Origin of the sequence: Paenibacillus puerhi, assembly GCF_009846885.1 — a bacterium.
GTDB lineage: Bacteria > Bacillota > Bacilli > Paenibacillales > NBRC-103111 > Paenibacillus_G > Paenibacillus_G puerhi.
Genome location: NZ_WUWM01000001.1, coordinates 240,003 through 255,711 on the forward strand (window position 1 = coordinate 240,003; position 15,709 = coordinate 255,711).

Genomic DNA, 15,709 nt, shown 5'->3' on the forward strand with positions numbered 1-15,709 from the left:
TGCTGTTTTTTGAGCGGGCGTAATGGTATAATGGAAATTCGAATGGAAAAGGGGGGAATACATGGAATCGCTCAATTTTACGTTGCGCGATGTCCCGATTGAAGACCGACCTAGAGAACGAATGATACAGCATGGGGCTGAAGCTTTAAGCAATGCGGAGTTGCTTGCCATTTTACTGCGTACCGGCACGATTGCCGAATCGGCTGTCCGACTGGCCGAGCGTTTGCTTAGGGAAAGCGGGGGCTTGCGCAAGCTGGCCGACGTAAGTACCGAGCAGTTGACTGAGATTAAAGGAATCGGCGCCGCCAAGGCGCTGCAAATTAAAGCCGGGATCGAGCTGGGCCGAAGAATGGCCCGATCGACGATGAACGATGCCGTTACGATCCGCTCTCCGCAGGATGCCGCCGCGCTGTTGATGGAAGATATGCGTTATTTGCAGAAAGAGCATTTCGTATGCTTGTTTCTGAATACCAAAAATCATGTGATCGGACAAGAGACGCTGTCGATGGGGAGCTTGAACGCCTCGATCGTACACCCGCGGGAAGTGTTCCGTGCGGCAATCAAGCGAAGCAGCGCTTCGATTGTATGCGCCCATAACCACCCAAGCGGGGACCCGACTCCTAGTCCGGAAGATATACAGTTGACCCAAAGATTGGTGGAGGCCGGCGAGATTGTAGGGATCGAGGTGCTCGATCATCTGGTTATCGGCGACCGCCGTTTTGTGAGTTTGAAGGAACTTGGATTGATGTAATATAATAGTCAAATGCGTGAGACACGCCTTCAAATAGAGAAGGGAGAAACATCGATGCTCGGATTGGGAGGATTCACCAAGGATTTAGGAATAGATTTAGGCACCGCGAACACGCTCGTTTACGTCAAAGGGAAGGGAATTGTTGTCAGGGAGCCTTCCGTTGTCGCAATCCGAACCGATACGAAGACGATTGAAGCTGTTGGTAACGACGCCAAAAAAATGATCGGGCGTACGCCGGGCAACATCCGGGCGATTCGTCCTATGAAGGACGGCGTTATTGCTGATTTCGAAACGACATCTACGATGATTAAATATTTTATCCGGCAAGCGCAGAAGCAGCGTCTGCTGTTCCAGCGCCATCCCAGCGTCATGGTCTGCGTGCCTTCGGGTATTACGGCGGTGGAGAAGCGGGCGGTAGAGGATGCTACTCGGCAAGCCGGTGCGCGAGAAGCCTACACGATCGAAGAGCCCTTCGCGGCGGCCATCGGCGCGGATTTGCCGGTGTGGGAGCCGACGGGCAGCATGGTGGTCGACATTGGCGGAGGGACAACGGAAGTAGCGGTTATTTCTCTGGGAGGTATCGTGACAAGCCGTTCGGTCCGGGTAGCGGGCGATGAGATGGATGATGCGATTACCCAGTATATCAAGCGGACTTATAATCTGATGATCGGGGAGCGTACCAGCGAGCAGATTAAGCTGGAGATCGGCTCGGCCCTGCCGCTGGAGAACACGATCAAGCTGGAGATACGGGGCCGCGATCTCGTATCGGGCCTGCCCAAAACGATGTCCGTCTCTTCGGAAGAAATTACCGAGGCACTGAGCGATACCTTTAACAGTATTGTCGATGCGGTCAAGGTGACCTTGGAGAAATGTCCTCCCGAGCTGTCTGCCGATATCATGGATCGGGGCATTGTACTGACGGGCGGCGGCGGGTTGCTGCGCAACCTGGACAAGCTGCTGACCCGCGAAACCGGCATGCCCGTTCTCGTCGCCGAAAATCCGCTGGATTGCGTGGCCATAGGGACGGGGCGCGCGCTTGAAAATATTCATTTGTTCCGGAAGTCAGGTCCAGCCCACAAGGCTCGGCGTTAGTCCGGTTGCCCGGAGGCGGTGATCGGCGTTTGTGGGACGCATACACCGCTTCGGCGGCCTACCAAGTTCGTAAGTTTGGAAGGTGTCAGTATTGAAGCTATTGGGGAACAAAAGATTGTTGATCCTGATGCTCGCTCTTATCGGTTTCATCGTACTCATGGGATTGACTTACGGGAAAAGCGGGTACAGGACTTGGCCGGGTAAATTCGTAAAAGATACGGTTTCGTTCACGCAAGGACTGATCTACAGGCCGGTAGGGGCAGTAGTCGAGTATTTTCAGGAGATTGGTCAGATCCGGACGATCTACGAGGAGAACCGAGTACTGCGGGAGACGTTGTCTCGCTACGCGCGTGATACAACAAGATTGAATGACCTGGAGCTGCAGAACCAGAGGCTTCAGGAAGCGGTTAACTTTACAGAGCGGCAGAAACAGATGAATAAGTATAAGTTCCGTATAGCGGAGGTTGTGCAATTCATCCAGCAGGGGAAAACGATAACTATTAATTTGGGTGAGCGGGACAATATCCGTCCGAATATGGCGGTTATTTCCGTAGAAGGCTTAATCGGCCGGGTGACCGAGGTATCGGCCTTCTATTCCAATGTCCAGCTGCTCACGGCCATTGACGACAAGGCCTCCATCGACTCCAAGGTGACGACTCCCGATTCGAAGGCTATCGCGGTTACGGCCAAGGGCAGAGTCAATCAGACATACGGTCTTATCGAACGCTACGATCCCGACACGAAGATGCTGGTTATGACCAAAATCGACCGGAACGATCCGCTGGAGGTGGGCGATACCGTCATTACTTCCGGCCAGGGGCTTGTATTTCCCCGCGGGATCGAGGTCGGCAAAGTGGTCGAGCGGCGGGAAGGCGACTTCGGAATTACGCATGTCGCGATGATCGAGCCCCTCGCCTCCTTCAACCACCTTCGCGAAGTATTCGTCGTCGAAGTGCCGGAGTGAGGTGAGCGGACGCGAATGAGTCATAAAAAGCTGTGGTTGCTGTTAGCTGTGTTATTTCTGCTGGAGCCTACGCTGCTTCCGTGGATTCTTCCGCTTGGCTGGCAGACGAATGTGGAGGTTAATCCCCACTTTGTTCTGGTCGTTATCTTGTACATCGGTCTTTATGTCCGCCGCCATGTCGCCCTGGTGTATGGACTTCTGTTCGGGTTTTTATACGATTTTCTATCGTCCTCGCCGATGCTTGGGCCAGCCGCCTTCGCGATGGGGGTTGCCGGTTATGCAGCCGGTCTGCTGCAGGGAAGGATGTACTCAAGCATCGTTGTCAGTATGCTCGTGATCGGCAGCGGGCATTTATTCTACGATTCGATTCTCTATGGGATTAATCGGCTGTTCCGGGTGACCGCCGTTCCCTTCGAGTGGGTGTTTCTTCATCAGATTTTGCCGAGCATGCTGATTAACTTGTTGTTCGCCTTGGCGATTTACGTCCCGGTGCGCCGTATGTTCGAAAGCCTGCCAGGGAAGTCGTCGGAGAAGGAAGAATAAATTTTCCTACTTCGGGCAGGAGAACGCCTGCGCCAAGCCGAATTGTATAGGCTTAGGAGGTAGGAACGTTTATGACGGCAGCCAAACATCATGTGATCATCAAGGGCGTGAAGGACGGCCTAGTGTTTTTGCTGGACGATACCTGCGAATTTTCTAAAGTCCTCGATGAGCTTAACCATAAGTTGGAGAAAACGCATCAGCAAATATTAACGGGACCTATCATTCATGTACATGTCAAGCTCGGCAAACGGGCCGTGACCGATGAACAGAAAGAGCAAGTGCGCCGCATTATCGGACAGAAGGGCAATCTGCTTATTCAATCGATGGAAACGCTGGACCCGTCGCATGAGCGGGCAGCGCCGGATGCTGCGGATGTCAAGATCGTCCGCGGGATCGTTCGTTCCGGCCAAACCTTGACGCATGAAGGCAATGTGCTGTTTCTTGGGGATGTGAACCCCGGAGGAGCGATTGTCAGCTCGGGCAGCATTTATATTATGGGATCGTTACGCGGGATGGCTCATGCCGGCTCGGACGGCGACGAGCATGCGGTCATCGCGGCTTCGTATATGCGGCCAACACAGCTTCGCATCGGGGGGATTATCTCTCGTCCGCCGGACGAATGGGACCTGAGCGAGGCTTTTGACGCGTACATGGAATTTGCCTATATCAAGAAAGGCAAAATGGAGATTGACAAGGTTCACCATATGCACAGATTTACACCGTTTCATCATGTCTAGTCGGCATCTCGATGGACTAGAGCGGGAACGGCGGGCCTGGCAGGGTGTGAGAATAGCATAACTAAGGCTTAAAGGAGTGGGACCTATGGGAGAAGCAATCGTCATCACTTCAGGCAAAGGCGGCGTCGGCAAGACGACGACATCGGCGAACATCGGCACGGCACTGGCGCTGCAGGGGAGAAAGGTCGTCATGGTCGATACGGATATCGGCCTGCGCAACCTGGATGTCGTGATGGGGCTGGAGAACCGTATTATTTATGATTTGATCGATGTCGCCGAGGGGCGCTGTCGGTTGGCGCAGGCATTGGTGAAAGACAAGCGGTTCGATGAACTGTATATGCTACCGGCTGCACAGACGAAGGATAAGCACGCGATCTCGCCGGATGCTGTCAGGCAGATCGTACTCGAGTTGAAGCGGGACTTCGAATTCGTCATTATCGATTGTCCTGCCGGTATCGAGCAGGGCTTCAAGAATGCCGTCGCCGGAGCGGATAAAGCAATCGTTGTGACGACGCCGGAGAATGCGGCCGTGCGCGATGCGGATCGTATTATCGGTTTGCTTGAGAAGGAGCCGAATGTGGAATCGCCCAAGCTGGTCATTAACCGGATTCGTCCGATGATGATGAAGAAGGGCGAAATGCTGGACATCGACGAGATTTGCTCCGTGCTTGCGATCGATCTGCTGGGAATCGTACCCGACGATGAGCTTGTGATCAAGGCGGCTAATACGGGAGAGCCAACGGTCATGAACCCGAATTCCCGCGCGGCCATCGCCTACCGGAATATTGCCCGCCGTATGCTTGGAGATACGGTGCCGTTGATGCAGCTTGAAAACCGTCCCGGCATGCTTGGCAAAATGAAAAAGTTTTTCGGGATAGGATGACGCAAGGTGCTGCACAAGTTTAAAAAAATAGATCCGCTGATCGTAACTTTACTTATTGTGCTGATCGTGATCGGAGCAATACTGCAATACAGTGTAGGGGTGGGCAATACAACCTTTGCCTTCGATGTCAAGAAAAGTATTGTCATCTACCTTATCTCGATCCTGGCTTTTGTGGGCGCGGCCTACTTCGACTATCGGATACTGACCAAGGTTTCGTATTATTTATACGGCTTCGGCGTGCTGCTGCTGGTGGCCGTTTATTTTTTCGGCTCCAACATTAATAATGCGCGCGGTTGGTTCCAGTTCGGGTTTCTATCATTCCAGCCCGTCGAGCTGATGAAGATCATCTTGATCATCACCCTGGCCGCCTTCATGGCGCGGCGCAAGGGAGAGCCGCTTGAGCTGATTCGGGATGTTTTACCGATCGGGATGCTGGTCGCTATTCCGATCGGTCTTGTCCTTTTGCAGCCGGACTTCGGCAATGGGCTGATTTTGGCTGTGCTGCTCGTAGGCATGCTGTGGATCGGCAATATCAAAGGCAGGTTTGTCTTGATCGGCGTAACGATTATCGGGGGCTTTACTTACCTGCTGCTGTTTCTAGTGAATCAGTACTATGCGTTCATCATCAGCTTCCTGAGCGAAAGAAAGCTGTCGATTCAGTGGATCGTACGGATCAATACATTCATTAACCCGACGACAGCGGATAAAAATGACAGCTACCACGTAGATAGCGCCATTCGATCGATAGGATCGGGCTTTCTGACCGGCGAAGGATATCTGCAGGGGACCTCGCCCCGCACGGTCCCTTATGCCTACTCAGACTCCATCTTCGCGGTAGTGGGCGAGGAGTTTGGTTTTGTCGGCGCATCGATCCTGCTGCTTATTTATTTCGTGCTTATTTACAGAATGATTCTCATCGCCCTCTACTGCAATAATTATGCCGGCTCCTTCATCATTATCGGGATCGTAACGATGCTGGTTTTCCAGATCTTCCAGAATGTCGGGATGATGATCGGGATCATGCCGCTCACAGGCATCACGCTTCCATTCGTCAGCTATGGGGGCACGTCACTGTTGATCAATATGGTATCGATGGGACTGGTGATGAGCATTAAGATGCATGATGACCGGCTGCTGGATGAGGACTGACACTCTTGTGGGCTCAGCGCTTGCCTGGTCCCCTCTTCATTGCCGGAGGGCATTGTTTCTCGAAGCGGAGGTCTGATCCTTGAGACGATGCGAAAAAGCTCCCTTTAACCCGCGCCAGCGGGTGGAAGGGAGTTTTTTCGTGCGTTTCGCCGTGCGTATATTTGCCCGTACAAGCTCATAGGATGAAGGGAACGAGCGATTCAGCTGGCGAGGAGGGCATCGTGAGTGAATACGAAGAAAAGCGTGCGCGACCGCAGAACGGAAAAGATCCGCAAGCTCCAGGAGCATGGATGGCGGAACGTCCATGGAGAGCCGGCACATGTGCATATGAGCTTTCCCTACGAAGGGGAGCCTGAAGGCTATGACAGGATAGATAAAGCGGAACGACCGCTGGCAGCGGGCCGCTTTGAATATGAGTACGGAGGGCCTGTCTCCCCGCGTCTGGACCCGGAGGAAGAGTGGAAGCGAAAGTATGAGCGCGAATGGTCCTCTTATCCTCCTCGTTATCGGGATGAGGGCGAAGGGGTCAGCGCATATCCGCCGAAGGGGCGGCGAATTGCGCTTCGGGTGCTGTTAAGCGGGCTGTTGTTCGTCGCTGTATGGGGGATGTACCGGATCGATCATCCCTTGGCCGGGCAGGGACGCGCGTACGTAGCCACCGCTTTGACAAAGCCGCTGGATACAGCGGCGCTGGCGGTCTGGTACGAACGGTACTTTGGGGGAGCTCCCTCGTTCCTTCCCGCGATCAATGGCGGGACCCGCCATCAGGATGCCGAGAAAGTGGCCTCGCTCCCCAAGCATTACTTTGCGCCTGTAGAGGGCAAGCTGATTGCTCCCTTCACGCCAAGTCAGGGAGGCGTGCTTGTGGAAGCGCCCGGCGGTACGCCGATATCGGCAGTGGATACCGGCATGGTTATCTTCGCGGGCAGTCGGGACGATACTGGCTATACGGTCGTGCTGCGCCATTCCGGAGGGATGGAGTCGACTTACGGTCACCTGAGTGCGGGCGGCATCCGGCAGAATGACTGGGTCAAAGGAGGCGAGACGGTAGGAACGCTTCAGGCTCCGTCGAACAGGCAAGCCCAAGCCGTTTTGTTTTTTGCCCTCCTTAAGGAAGGCAAGGTTGTCGATCCGGCGGATGTGATTCCGCTTGAATAATTTTGCCCGGCCACTCCTTTTGCTGAGAAACGCAGACAAGCGGCTGCTGGGGACAACGATTCGCTTTCATCCGTTATTCACGCTGCTCCTGCTGCTGTCGATCGTAACAGGGTACGTCGTAGAGGTGCTAACCCTGTTCGGTATCGTGCTTGTGCATGAGCTTGGCCATGTCGCGGCAGCAAGGAGCTTCGGCTGGAGGGTGCGGGAGGTTCGACTGCTGCCTTTCGGCGGAGTTGCCGTTGTGGAGGAGGCCCAGGGCGCCACCTCTATGCAAGAGCTCGCGGTAGCGCTGGCGGGTCCGCTCCAGAACGTATGGATGATGGGGGTTGGGTACACGCTGACCCGGTTTGGTTTATTGCCTCCGTTATGGGGTGAATATTTCATACAAGCGAATGCGATCATCGCCCTGTTTAATTTACTGCCGGTGATGCCCCTTGACGGAGGGAAGGTTATGACGGTTCTGTTCGGCCTCTGGCTCCCTTATCAGCGCACGCTGCAGCTTGCGGCAGACCTAAGTCTTCTGTTCAGCGCAGGGATGATCGTCGGGGCTCTAGTATATGCCTTTACGGAGAGAGGCGGCATTCCGCTGAATTGGCTGCTGATCGGCTGCTTCCTATTGGCGTCGAATTGGTATGAAAGGCGCGGGGCGCCCTATCGGTTCATGCGGTTCCTGCTTGGCCGGGAGGAACGGTTCGCCAGTCGGATCGATCAAGGGACGCTGGCAGGGCCGATCGTGGTCAATGGCCGCCGCAAAGCGGGAGACATCGTGCGGCTGTTCATGCGGGACCGTTATCATCTGATTTACGTCCTGGACGAGCGTTCGCGCATCCGTCATATCGTTCTGGAGCAGCAGCTGCTGGACTGTTATTTTGATGAGACGAAGCGAGAGAGAACCGTTGCCGAGCTTTTCGCTTGAAGCTCCCTCTAACGGGCAGAGCTAGCAAGATTATGTTACAATAGACCCGAGGTGTTGCCGGAGATGAAGCGAATATTGGTGAAATGCGAACAAGAGCATACTGAGGTGGCTGTTGTCGAATTCGGCAAGCTCACCGAGTACTATAGAGGACATCGAAATCAGGGACAGCTCGCAGGCAATATCTACATGGGGCGTGTCGTCCGTGTACTGCAGGGCATGCAGGCCGCCTTTGTGGACATTGGACTGGAGCGCAACGGTTTTTTGTATATCGATGACGTGCTTCCGGCCAATCTGGACAAACAGCCCAAGGAAAAGCCGCCTATCCACGAGCTTGTGCATGTGGGCCAGTCTATCATGGTTCAGGTGGTGAAAGAACCGGTCGGCAGCAAGGGGGCGCGCATCACGACGCATTATTCCATACCTGGAAGATTCGGCGTATACATGCCGAGCGCCGACTATGTCGGCGTCTCGCGCAAGATCGAACAAGCCTCCGACCGGGATAAGCTCAAGCGGATGGCCGAGCGGCAGCTTGAGCCCGGGGAGGGCTTCATCGTTCGAACGGCGGCGCTGGGCGAGCCGGAGGAGGCGCTGGCGGCCGATCTGCAGGAGCTGCGGAGCCGCTGGAGGCTTCTCTCCGCCTCAGCCGGGAAGGAAGGCGCGATTCCCCGCCAGATCCACAGCGATCTGGACATGCTGCCGCGGCTGGTCCGCGACGTGTTCCGCGACGACGTGCAGGAGGTGCTTGTCAGCTCCAGCGACGTTCAGGAGCTTGTCTGGAGCGTGCTGTCGGCTCCCGGCACCCGTACGCTGGCCGATAGGGTGAGCGTGCACCGGGGAGCGGATGTCATGGAGGATTTCGGGATCGCCAGACAGCTGGAGCTGGCGCTGCGCCGCAAGGTATGGCTGGACAACGGCGGCTATCTGATCGTCGACCGGACGGAAGCGCTGACGGTGTTCGATGTCAATACGGGGAAGTACACAGGCTCGGTGAACCTGGAGCAGACCGTGTTCGATGCGAACAGGGAGGCGGCGCGCGAGATCGCCCGGCTGCTCCGGCTGCGGGATATAGGCGGCTTGATCGTCATTGATTTTATCGATATGGAGACGCCTGAGCGCCGTCAGCAGGTGCTGGACGAGCTGAACCAGGAGGTGCGGAAGGATCGCACGAAAACCGTCGTCGTCGGATGGACGAAGCTGGGCCTTGTCGAGATGACGCGCAAGAAGGTGCGGGACAGCAAGGAAACGACGGCGCCTCAGCCTTGTTCGGCATGCGGAGGGACCGGCTTTGCGTTTCGCGGAAAATAAACCATTGCACAGTCTATGTTGTTTGTGGTAGAATAATTGGGTGTGTTGCTATAACATGCTGTAACCGCGCGAAGCGGGTATCCAAGAACTTGTCTTCATGGACAAGTCACCTGGCTTATAGGCGAGTCTGAGACATGAGGAGGTGCAACTATGTACGCAATTATTGAAACAGGCGGTAAACAATACAAGGTTTCCGAGGGCGATGTTCTTTTCATCGAGAAGCTGGAAGTCGGCGAAGGCGATGCGGTCACATTCGACCGTGTATTGGCAGTATCCGGCGAAGGCGGTCTTACTCTGGGCGCTCCGCTCGTTTCCGGCGCTACCGTTTCCGGTAAAGTCGAGAAGCATGGCAAAGGCCGTAAGATCATCGTTTACAAGTACAAAGCGAAGAAGAACTATCGTCGCAAGCAAGGTCATCGTCAACCGTACACGAAAGTCGTGATCGAGAAGATCCAAGCGTAAGACTGACATGATTCGCATTCAGATTATCCGAGGCGAGGACGGTCGTATCGTACGATTTCAAGTCGACGGGCATGCGCAGTACGACGAGCGGGGCAAGGATATTGTCTGCGCGGGCGTATCGGCGGTTACGGTCGGCACGGTTAACGCTATTGAGGCGCTGGCCGGTGTGCAGTTGAATACCCGGATGAAGCACGGCTTGCTGAGCGCGGATATCCCGCCGCAGACCGATGCGGAGACGGAACGCAAGATGCAGTTATTGCTTGAAGGCATGGTCGTCATGCTGCAATCTATCCAACAATCGTACGGCGCATATATAGCAATGCAAGACAAACCATCACCCGAAGTAAGGAGGTAGACACGAATGTTAAAATTGGATCTCCAGTTATTCGCATCCAAGAAGGGCGTAGGCTCCACGAAAAACGGACGTGACAGCATCGCAAAGCGCCTTGGCGTTAAGCGTGCAGACGGTCAAACCGTAACAGCCGGCAGCATTCTCGTTCGCCAACGCGGAACGAAAATTCATCCGGGCAACAACGTGGGCATCGGTTCCGACGATACCTTGTTCGCGAAAGTCGAGGGCGTTGTGAAGTTTGAGCGCCTTGGCCGTGACCGCAAAAAAGTGAGCGTCTACCCTGCGGCTGCTGCACCTGTAGCTGCTGCGGTAGAAGTGTAACATCGACGAAACGTCCAAACCCTGGCGAACTAAGCTTCGCCAGGGTTTGTTTGTTTAAAGAAAGAAGACTTCACTTCCATTCGTGTACTTTGCATGACGTCATGCTATACTGTTAGGGATATCGAATGATGCGGAACGGAGAGATCGAGCATGGCAACGGATGCAAAAGCCGAGGATTATGAACGTCAGCCTGGGGACGAGCACAGACGGCACTCCGCCGCATCGGAAGCTGCCGGACTTGCCTCGGAGCAGGACCTGCGTACGCTTCGGCTGTTCAATCACTACCGACACGATTGGATGAACGATATTCAGGTACTGATGGGCTACGTGCAGTTAAAGAAGTATGATAAATTACCGGGTATGATGGAGAAAATAAAAGATAAGGTCCAGCAGGAGAGTCTGATATCCAAGCTTGGTATTCCGTCTCTGATCCTGTTTATTCTGGCCTTTCAAGCGGAGGTCAAGGAGCTGCGTCTTGAGATCCGCATGAACGAAGAGATTCGGCTTGATGAGCTTCCCGGGCGTGGGGACGTGGCGTCGGGCATTCAGCGGCTTCTGGAAGGGTTTCGCGCAGAAGCGGCCTCATCGCCATATTCCGACGATAACCGGCTGGAGTTGGTATGGACCAAGGGCGACCGTATACTCAGGCTGGATATCGGATATACGGGGGCTTTCCGGGTAGAGCGTGTTCGGCGTCTGGAGCAGGAGCTAGCCGTTCTTTGGGAGGACCAGCAAGTCCGTATCCAAGGCAGCTACGAAGAGCAGTCGGTGTGTTGGAGTGTCGAGTGGACCTTGGACGACACCGCGCTGGAACGATAAAGAGGGTGAACTTTCATGTTTGTAGACAAAGCTAAAATTTATGTCAAGGGCGGCGACGGAGGCGACGGACTCGTAGCTTTCCGCAGGGAAAAGTATGTACCGGAGGGCGGTCCCGGCGGAGGCGACGGGGGTGACGGAGGCGACGTTATTTTCCGTGTGGACGAAGGCTTGCGTACCCTTGTCGACTTCAGGTATCAGAAGCATTTCAAGGCGGAGCGCGGAGAAAAGGGACGGAATAAGAGTAGGCACGGCGCCAATGCGGAAGATATGATCGTACGCGTTCCTCCGGGAACCGTGGTCGTGGACGATGATACGCAGGAGATTATTGCCGACCTGACGAGGCATGATCAGCAAGTCGTTATCGCTAAAGGCGGGCGCGGCGGGCGCGGCAATACCCGGTTCGCTACGGCCAACAATACCGCTCCGGAAATTGCGGAGAACGGCGAAGAGGGCCAGGAGCGCTGGGTCGTGCTGGAGCTGAAGGTTATGGCGGATGTTGGGCTTGTCGGGTTCCCGAGCGTGGGCAAGTCGACCCTGCTCTCCGTCGTCTCCGGGGCAAGACCGAAGATCGGCGCCTATCACTTTACGACGCTGACTCCGAATCTTGGAGTTGTCGAGGTCGGGGACGGACGCAGCTTCGTCATGGCGGATCTTCCTGGCCTGATCGAGGGCGCTCATGAAGGCGTGGGGCTCGGCCATGAATTTCTGCGTCACGTTGAGCGGACGAGAATTATCGTACATGTGGTGGACATGGCGGGGACGGAAGGGCGCGACCCGTTCGACGATTGGGTCAAAATCAACGATGAATTGAAGCTCTATAATGCGAAGCTGGAGGAGCGTCCCCAGATCATCGTCGCCAACAAGATGGATATTCCGGATGCCGAGGTTCATCTGGAATCGTTCAAGGAGCAGCTCGCCGCTCGCGGCCTGGACCTGCCGATCTTCCCGATCTCGGCTGTCGCCAAGTCCGGGGTACAGGAGCTTTTGTACAAGGTGTCCGATCTGCTGGAGACCATCCCTGAGATGCCTCTGGTCGAGGATCTGGTTGACTTGTCCGAGCGCAAGGTATACCGGCTGGAGGATAACGAGGATGAGGACTTTGTTATTCGCCGGGATAACGAAGCGTACGTGGTCGACAGCCCGAGCATTGAGCGGCTGATCAAGCGGACGAACTTCAGCACGCAGGAGTCTGTCCTGAGATTCGCCCGCATCCTGCGCAAGAAAGGCGTCGACAAAGCGCTGCGCGAGCGCGGAGCGAAGGACGGGACGATCGTACGGATCGGCGATTTCGAATTCGAGTTTGTCGAGCAGGAATAGAAGCTGTATAGTGGCTTACCCTTCATACTAAGACCAGGATCACTCTGTAGATAGGCCATTGGGACCTTGCAGGGTGATCTTTTTTAGTTCCTTCCCAAGGACTCGGGTTAATCAGGGAAGGGTGTCCAGCCGCTTGGCTACCGACTCCAGCTTCTGCCGGATTGACCCGCGCTTGTCGCGGCGGTCGTCGAATTTTACGGAGGTGCATACCCGCTGCGCGCCGGCTCCGAAGGGAAGCTCGTGCATGCCCCGGATGACGCGGAACAGCTCATCGAGCTCTCCTTCGATAATCGTACTCATCGCGGTCATCTCGAATGCAATGCTGCCGGCCTTCTGCTCTTCGTCCAGGTAGGCGTGAAGGCCCGCGACATAGGCGCTCAAGCTTGTTGAAGCGGTGCCGACGGGGATAACGGTGATTTCTGCTATGGCCATCTTGTCGTTCTCCTTTCGGGGATGGTTCTCTTCCTACAGCTGTTGAGGGTCAACCAAAGCGGTCCAGTGTACGGTCGGGGCGCCTGAGGCCTCAAAGCCGGCTGTTCCTACCCACACATGCGGTACCGGCGGATGCTGGAAATAATGCTCGAGCAACTTGTGAAAAATAAAAGGAATCTTTCGATCCAATACCTGATCGCGCGGAATCCAGTGCAGGGTCCCTTCATCGGACTGTACGATGTCCCGCTTGCTCGTGTTGGCGGTATAAATAAATTGCTGGCGTACCTCTTGCTCATTCAGTCGGATCAGAATGTACCTTAATCGAAGCTCATCCAGATGTTCCTCGAGCAAACCGGTTTCTTCGTGAATTTCCCGCAAGACGGCGCTACGGGGATCATTGATCTCATGAGGCTCCAGATGCCCGCCGACTGCGGCCCATAATCCGGGGGATAAGGTACGTGTAGGCGAGCGTTTCATCATCAGCAGATCCTCATGGTTGAATAGCATGGCGGTTGCCATCATACGGGCTCGAATCAAAGGGCTTCTCCTCTTTCCTGATGGTTAATTCTAACTTTATCATATTTGTACGCATAAAGCCTATTGCCCGAAGCGGTGGGCATGCGATATAATGTCCACTAGGTAAGAACAATCGTCTGTGCAGAGAGGACTATTGCTGTGCCTGATAAATATACCAAGGAAATTCCGCCGCAGAGCGAGCGATTTTTTCTCGTCCGGGAGGATATGCTGCCGGAGGCGCTTGTCAAGACGGTGCAAGCGAAAAGCCTGCTGGCCCGTGGCAAGGTAAAGACGGTCCACGAAGCGGTCGAGCAGGTGGAGCTGAGCCGAAGCGCGTTCTACAAATATAAGGACGGCATTTTCCCGCTGAGCAAGCTGGATCGGGATCGGATCGTTACCATCTCCATGGATCTGGAGCATCGTTCCGGGATTTTGTCCAGAGTACTGGCGCTCATCGCCGGGCTGGAGGGCAATGTACTGACCATTCACCAAACGATCCCGCTTCAGGGCATCGCCAATGTCGTCATTTCGGTGGAAACGTCGCTGATGGGCGAGAGCGTGGCCGTCCTGCTCGACAAGCTCCGCGAGCAAGATGGAGTTAGTCGGGCAACGCTCGCCGGGCAAGGATGATCAAGCATACTATCAAGAGCTATCGAGGAGGCAGATATCTATGAAACCCTATAAAGTCGGATTACTCGGACTTGGCACCGTCGGAACCGGTGTTGTGCGCATTGTGGAAGGACACCAGCATCATCTGATGAGCCAATCAGGCTCCCCGATCGAGATATCCAAGATTTTGGTCAAGGATAAAAGCAAGGCTCGCTCGATCAGCATTTCGGAGGAAAAACTGACGGAAAACCCTTGGGACATCATCGAAAATCCGGATATCGATGTCATCATAGAGGTCATGGGCGGCATCGATCAGACGAAGGAGCTTATTCTCGCCGCTTTGGAGCGGGGCAAGCATATCGTAACGGCCAATAAGGATCTCATGGCGCTGCACGGACCGGAAATTTTGCTGAAGGCTGCCGAGCACGGCTGCGACGTTATGTACGAAGCGAGTGTGGCCGGAGGTATTCCGATTATCCGCACCTTGATCGAGGGCTTCTCCTCCGACCGGATCACGAAGATCATGGGGATCGTCAATGGCACCACCAACTATATTCTTTCGAAGATGAGCCAGGAGGGAGCCGCTTACGACGACGTGCTGAAGGAAGCGCAGCAGCTCGGCTATGCGGAATCCGACCCGACCTCGGACGTGGAAGGCTTTGATGCCGCCCGCAAAATGACCATTCTCGGCACGCTCGGCTTCCATGCCAATATTGCCCTGTCCGATGTGAGCGTAAAAGGGATTTCCAAGGTAAGCAAAGAAGATATTGCGTACGGGAAGAAGCTCGGGTACGAAGTCAAACTGCTGGGTATCGCCGAGCGGCAGGACGAGCACATCAGCATCAGCGTGCAGCCGACGATGGTTAAGCAATCGCACCCGCTCGCTGCTGTTAACGGGGTGTTTAATGCGGTATATATTTACGGCGAGGCTGTCGGGGAAACGATGTTCTACGGACCGGGTGCGGGCGAGATGCCTACCGCTACGTCTGTCGTTGCCGATCTGGTAGCCGTGGTCCGCAACTCCAATCTGGGAATCAACGGTCGCCGCGGCTTCGTCCCTTACCAAGAAAAGAAGCTCAAGACCGACGAGCAGATCGCTTCGAAAAACTTTATCCTGCTGCATGTCGAAGACAAAGCTGGGGTACTGGCGCAGATTACGCAAGTATTCGCCGAGCATGAGGTTAGCCTGGAGTCTGTGCTGCAGCATCCGAATCAGACGAATCCGCTGGCCGAGATCATCATCATCACGCATGATGCGAACAAAGCGTCGATGAATAAAGTGTTGAAGCAATTCGAGAGCATGGGCGCCGTTCATGCGATCAAAAGCGTGTACCGCGTAGAAGGGTAATCGAGGTTAACGGAACGGGAAAGAACGTTATGAGA

The 15,709-nt window shown here is 55.0% G+C and carries 19 protein-coding genes and 1 other annotated feature; of the genes, 17 read left to right on the forward strand and 2 right to left on the reverse strand.

The annotated features are described in order from the left end of the window. Positions 1 to 61: 61 nt before the first annotated feature. The 15 genes from radC to obgE all read left to right on the forward strand — a co-directional run bounded on the left by radC (position 62) and on the right by obgE (position 12,769). Positions 62 to 751 (forward strand): RadC family protein, encoded by a 690-nt coding sequence (gene radC, locus GSF01_RS01025; RefSeq protein ID WP_159881154.1) that lies wholly within the window; start codon positions 62 to 64, stop codon positions 749 to 751. Between the two features lie 54 nt (positions 752 to 805). Continuing rightward, on the forward strand, positions 806 to 1,843 hold the full coding sequence (locus GSF01_RS01030; RefSeq protein WP_159881155.1) for a rod shape-determining protein: 1,038 nt from the start codon (positions 806 to 808) through the stop codon (positions 1,841 to 1,843). A gap of 82 nt (positions 1,844 to 1,925) precedes the next feature. Next, complete coding sequence (mreC, locus tag GSF01_RS01035) at positions 1,926 to 2,807, forward strand: rod shape-determining protein MreC (RefSeq protein ID WP_328803617.1); 882 nt, start codon at positions 1,926 to 1,928, stop codon at positions 2,805 to 2,807. Positions 2,808 to 2,822: 15 nt separating this feature from the next. Next, positions 2,823 to 3,350, forward strand: coding sequence for a rod shape-determining protein MreD (mreD, locus tag GSF01_RS01040; RefSeq protein ID WP_159881157.1), 528 nt, complete (start codon positions 2,823 to 2,825; stop codon positions 3,348 to 3,350). Between the two features lie 71 nt (positions 3,351 to 3,421). Further along, positions 3,422 to 4,087: a septum site-determining protein MinC gene (locus tag GSF01_RS01045; RefSeq protein WP_159881158.1), complete on the forward strand. Its 666-nt coding sequence runs from the start codon at positions 3,422 to 3,424 to the stop codon at positions 4,085 to 4,087. 85 nt (positions 4,088 to 4,172) lie between these two features. Then, positions 4,173 to 4,970: a septum site-determining protein MinD gene (gene minD / locus GSF01_RS01050; RefSeq protein WP_159881159.1), complete on the forward strand. Its 798-nt coding sequence runs from the start codon at positions 4,173 to 4,175 to the stop codon at positions 4,968 to 4,970. A 6-nt stretch (positions 4,971 to 4,976) separates the two neighbouring features. After that, complete coding sequence (locus tag GSF01_RS01055) at positions 4,977 to 6,119, forward strand: FtsW/RodA/SpoVE family cell cycle protein (protein ID WP_159881160.1); 1,143 nt, start codon at positions 4,977 to 4,979, stop codon at positions 6,117 to 6,119. A 225-nt stretch (positions 6,120 to 6,344) separates the two neighbouring features. Beyond that, positions 6,345 to 7,277 (forward strand): M23 family metallopeptidase, encoded by a 933-nt coding sequence (locus tag GSF01_RS01060; protein WP_159881161.1) that lies wholly within the window; start codon positions 6,345 to 6,347, stop codon positions 7,275 to 7,277. Next, positions 7,270 to 8,193, forward strand: coding sequence for a M50 family metallopeptidase (locus GSF01_RS01065; protein ID WP_328803618.1), 924 nt, complete (start codon positions 7,270 to 7,272; stop codon positions 8,191 to 8,193). The genes GSF01_RS01060 and GSF01_RS01065 overlap by 8 nt, the downstream gene beginning before the upstream one ends. Positions 8,194 to 8,256: 63 nt before the next feature. Continuing rightward, positions 8,257 to 9,498, forward strand: a complete 1,242-nt coding sequence (locus GSF01_RS01070) for an Rne/Rng family ribonuclease (protein WP_201305291.1) — start codon at positions 8,257 to 8,259, stop codon at positions 9,496 to 9,498. A 52-nt stretch (positions 9,499 to 9,550) separates the two neighbouring features. Continuing rightward, positions 9,551 to 9,637: a sequence feature (ribosomal protein L21 leader region), on the forward strand. 11 nt (positions 9,638 to 9,648) lie between these two features. After that, positions 9,649 to 9,960 (forward strand): 50S ribosomal protein L21, encoded by a 312-nt coding sequence (rplU, locus tag GSF01_RS01075; protein WP_159881163.1) that lies wholly within the window; start codon positions 9,649 to 9,651, stop codon positions 9,958 to 9,960. 7 nt (positions 9,961 to 9,967) lie between these two features. Further along, entirely contained in the window at positions 9,968 to 10,315 is a 348-nt protein-coding gene (locus tag GSF01_RS01080; protein ID WP_159881164.1) for a ribosomal-processing cysteine protease Prp, read from the forward strand. Between the two features lie 6 nt (positions 10,316 to 10,321). Next, positions 10,322 to 10,633, forward strand: a complete 312-nt coding sequence (gene rpmA, locus GSF01_RS01085; RefSeq protein WP_159881165.1) for a 50S ribosomal protein L27 — start codon at positions 10,322 to 10,324, stop codon at positions 10,631 to 10,633. A 150-nt stretch (positions 10,634 to 10,783) separates the two neighbouring features. Then, positions 10,784 to 11,452 (forward strand): Spo0B domain-containing protein, encoded by a 669-nt coding sequence (locus GSF01_RS01090; RefSeq protein ID WP_159881166.1) that lies wholly within the window; start codon positions 10,784 to 10,786, stop codon positions 11,450 to 11,452. 15 nt (positions 11,453 to 11,467) lie between these two features. Beyond that, positions 11,468 to 12,769, forward strand: a complete 1,302-nt coding sequence (gene obgE / locus GSF01_RS01095) for a GTPase ObgE (protein WP_159881167.1) — start codon at positions 11,468 to 11,470, stop codon at positions 12,767 to 12,769. Positions 12,770 to 12,880: 111 nt separating this feature from the next. Here the strand turns inward: obgE and GSF01_RS01100 are convergent, their stop codons facing one another. Together GSF01_RS01100 and GSF01_RS01105 are read right to left on the reverse strand one after the other, a co-directional pair. Continuing rightward, positions 12,881 to 13,201: an MTH1187 family thiamine-binding protein gene (locus tag GSF01_RS01100; protein WP_159881168.1), complete on the reverse strand. Its 321-nt coding sequence runs from the start codon at positions 13,199 to 13,201 to the stop codon at positions 12,881 to 12,883. A gap of 33 nt (positions 13,202 to 13,234) precedes the next feature. After that, on the reverse strand, positions 13,235 to 13,738 hold the full coding sequence (locus GSF01_RS01105) for an NUDIX domain-containing protein (protein ID WP_159881169.1): 504 nt from the start codon (positions 13,736 to 13,738) through the stop codon (positions 13,235 to 13,237). Between the two features lie 138 nt (positions 13,739 to 13,876). Here GSF01_RS01105 and GSF01_RS01110 point away from each other — a divergent pair, with 138 nt between their 5' ends. Both GSF01_RS01110 and GSF01_RS01115 read left to right on the forward strand, forming a co-directional pair. Beyond that, positions 13,877 to 14,347 (forward strand): ACT domain-containing protein, encoded by a 471-nt coding sequence (locus tag GSF01_RS01110; RefSeq protein ID WP_268893665.1) that lies wholly within the window; start codon positions 13,877 to 13,879, stop codon positions 14,345 to 14,347. A 40-nt stretch (positions 14,348 to 14,387) separates the two neighbouring features. Next, a complete protein-coding gene (locus tag GSF01_RS01115; RefSeq protein ID WP_159881170.1) occupies positions 14,388 to 15,674 on the forward strand; it encodes a homoserine dehydrogenase in 1,287 nt (428 codons plus the stop codon). Positions 15,675 to 15,709: the final 35 nt, after the last annotated feature.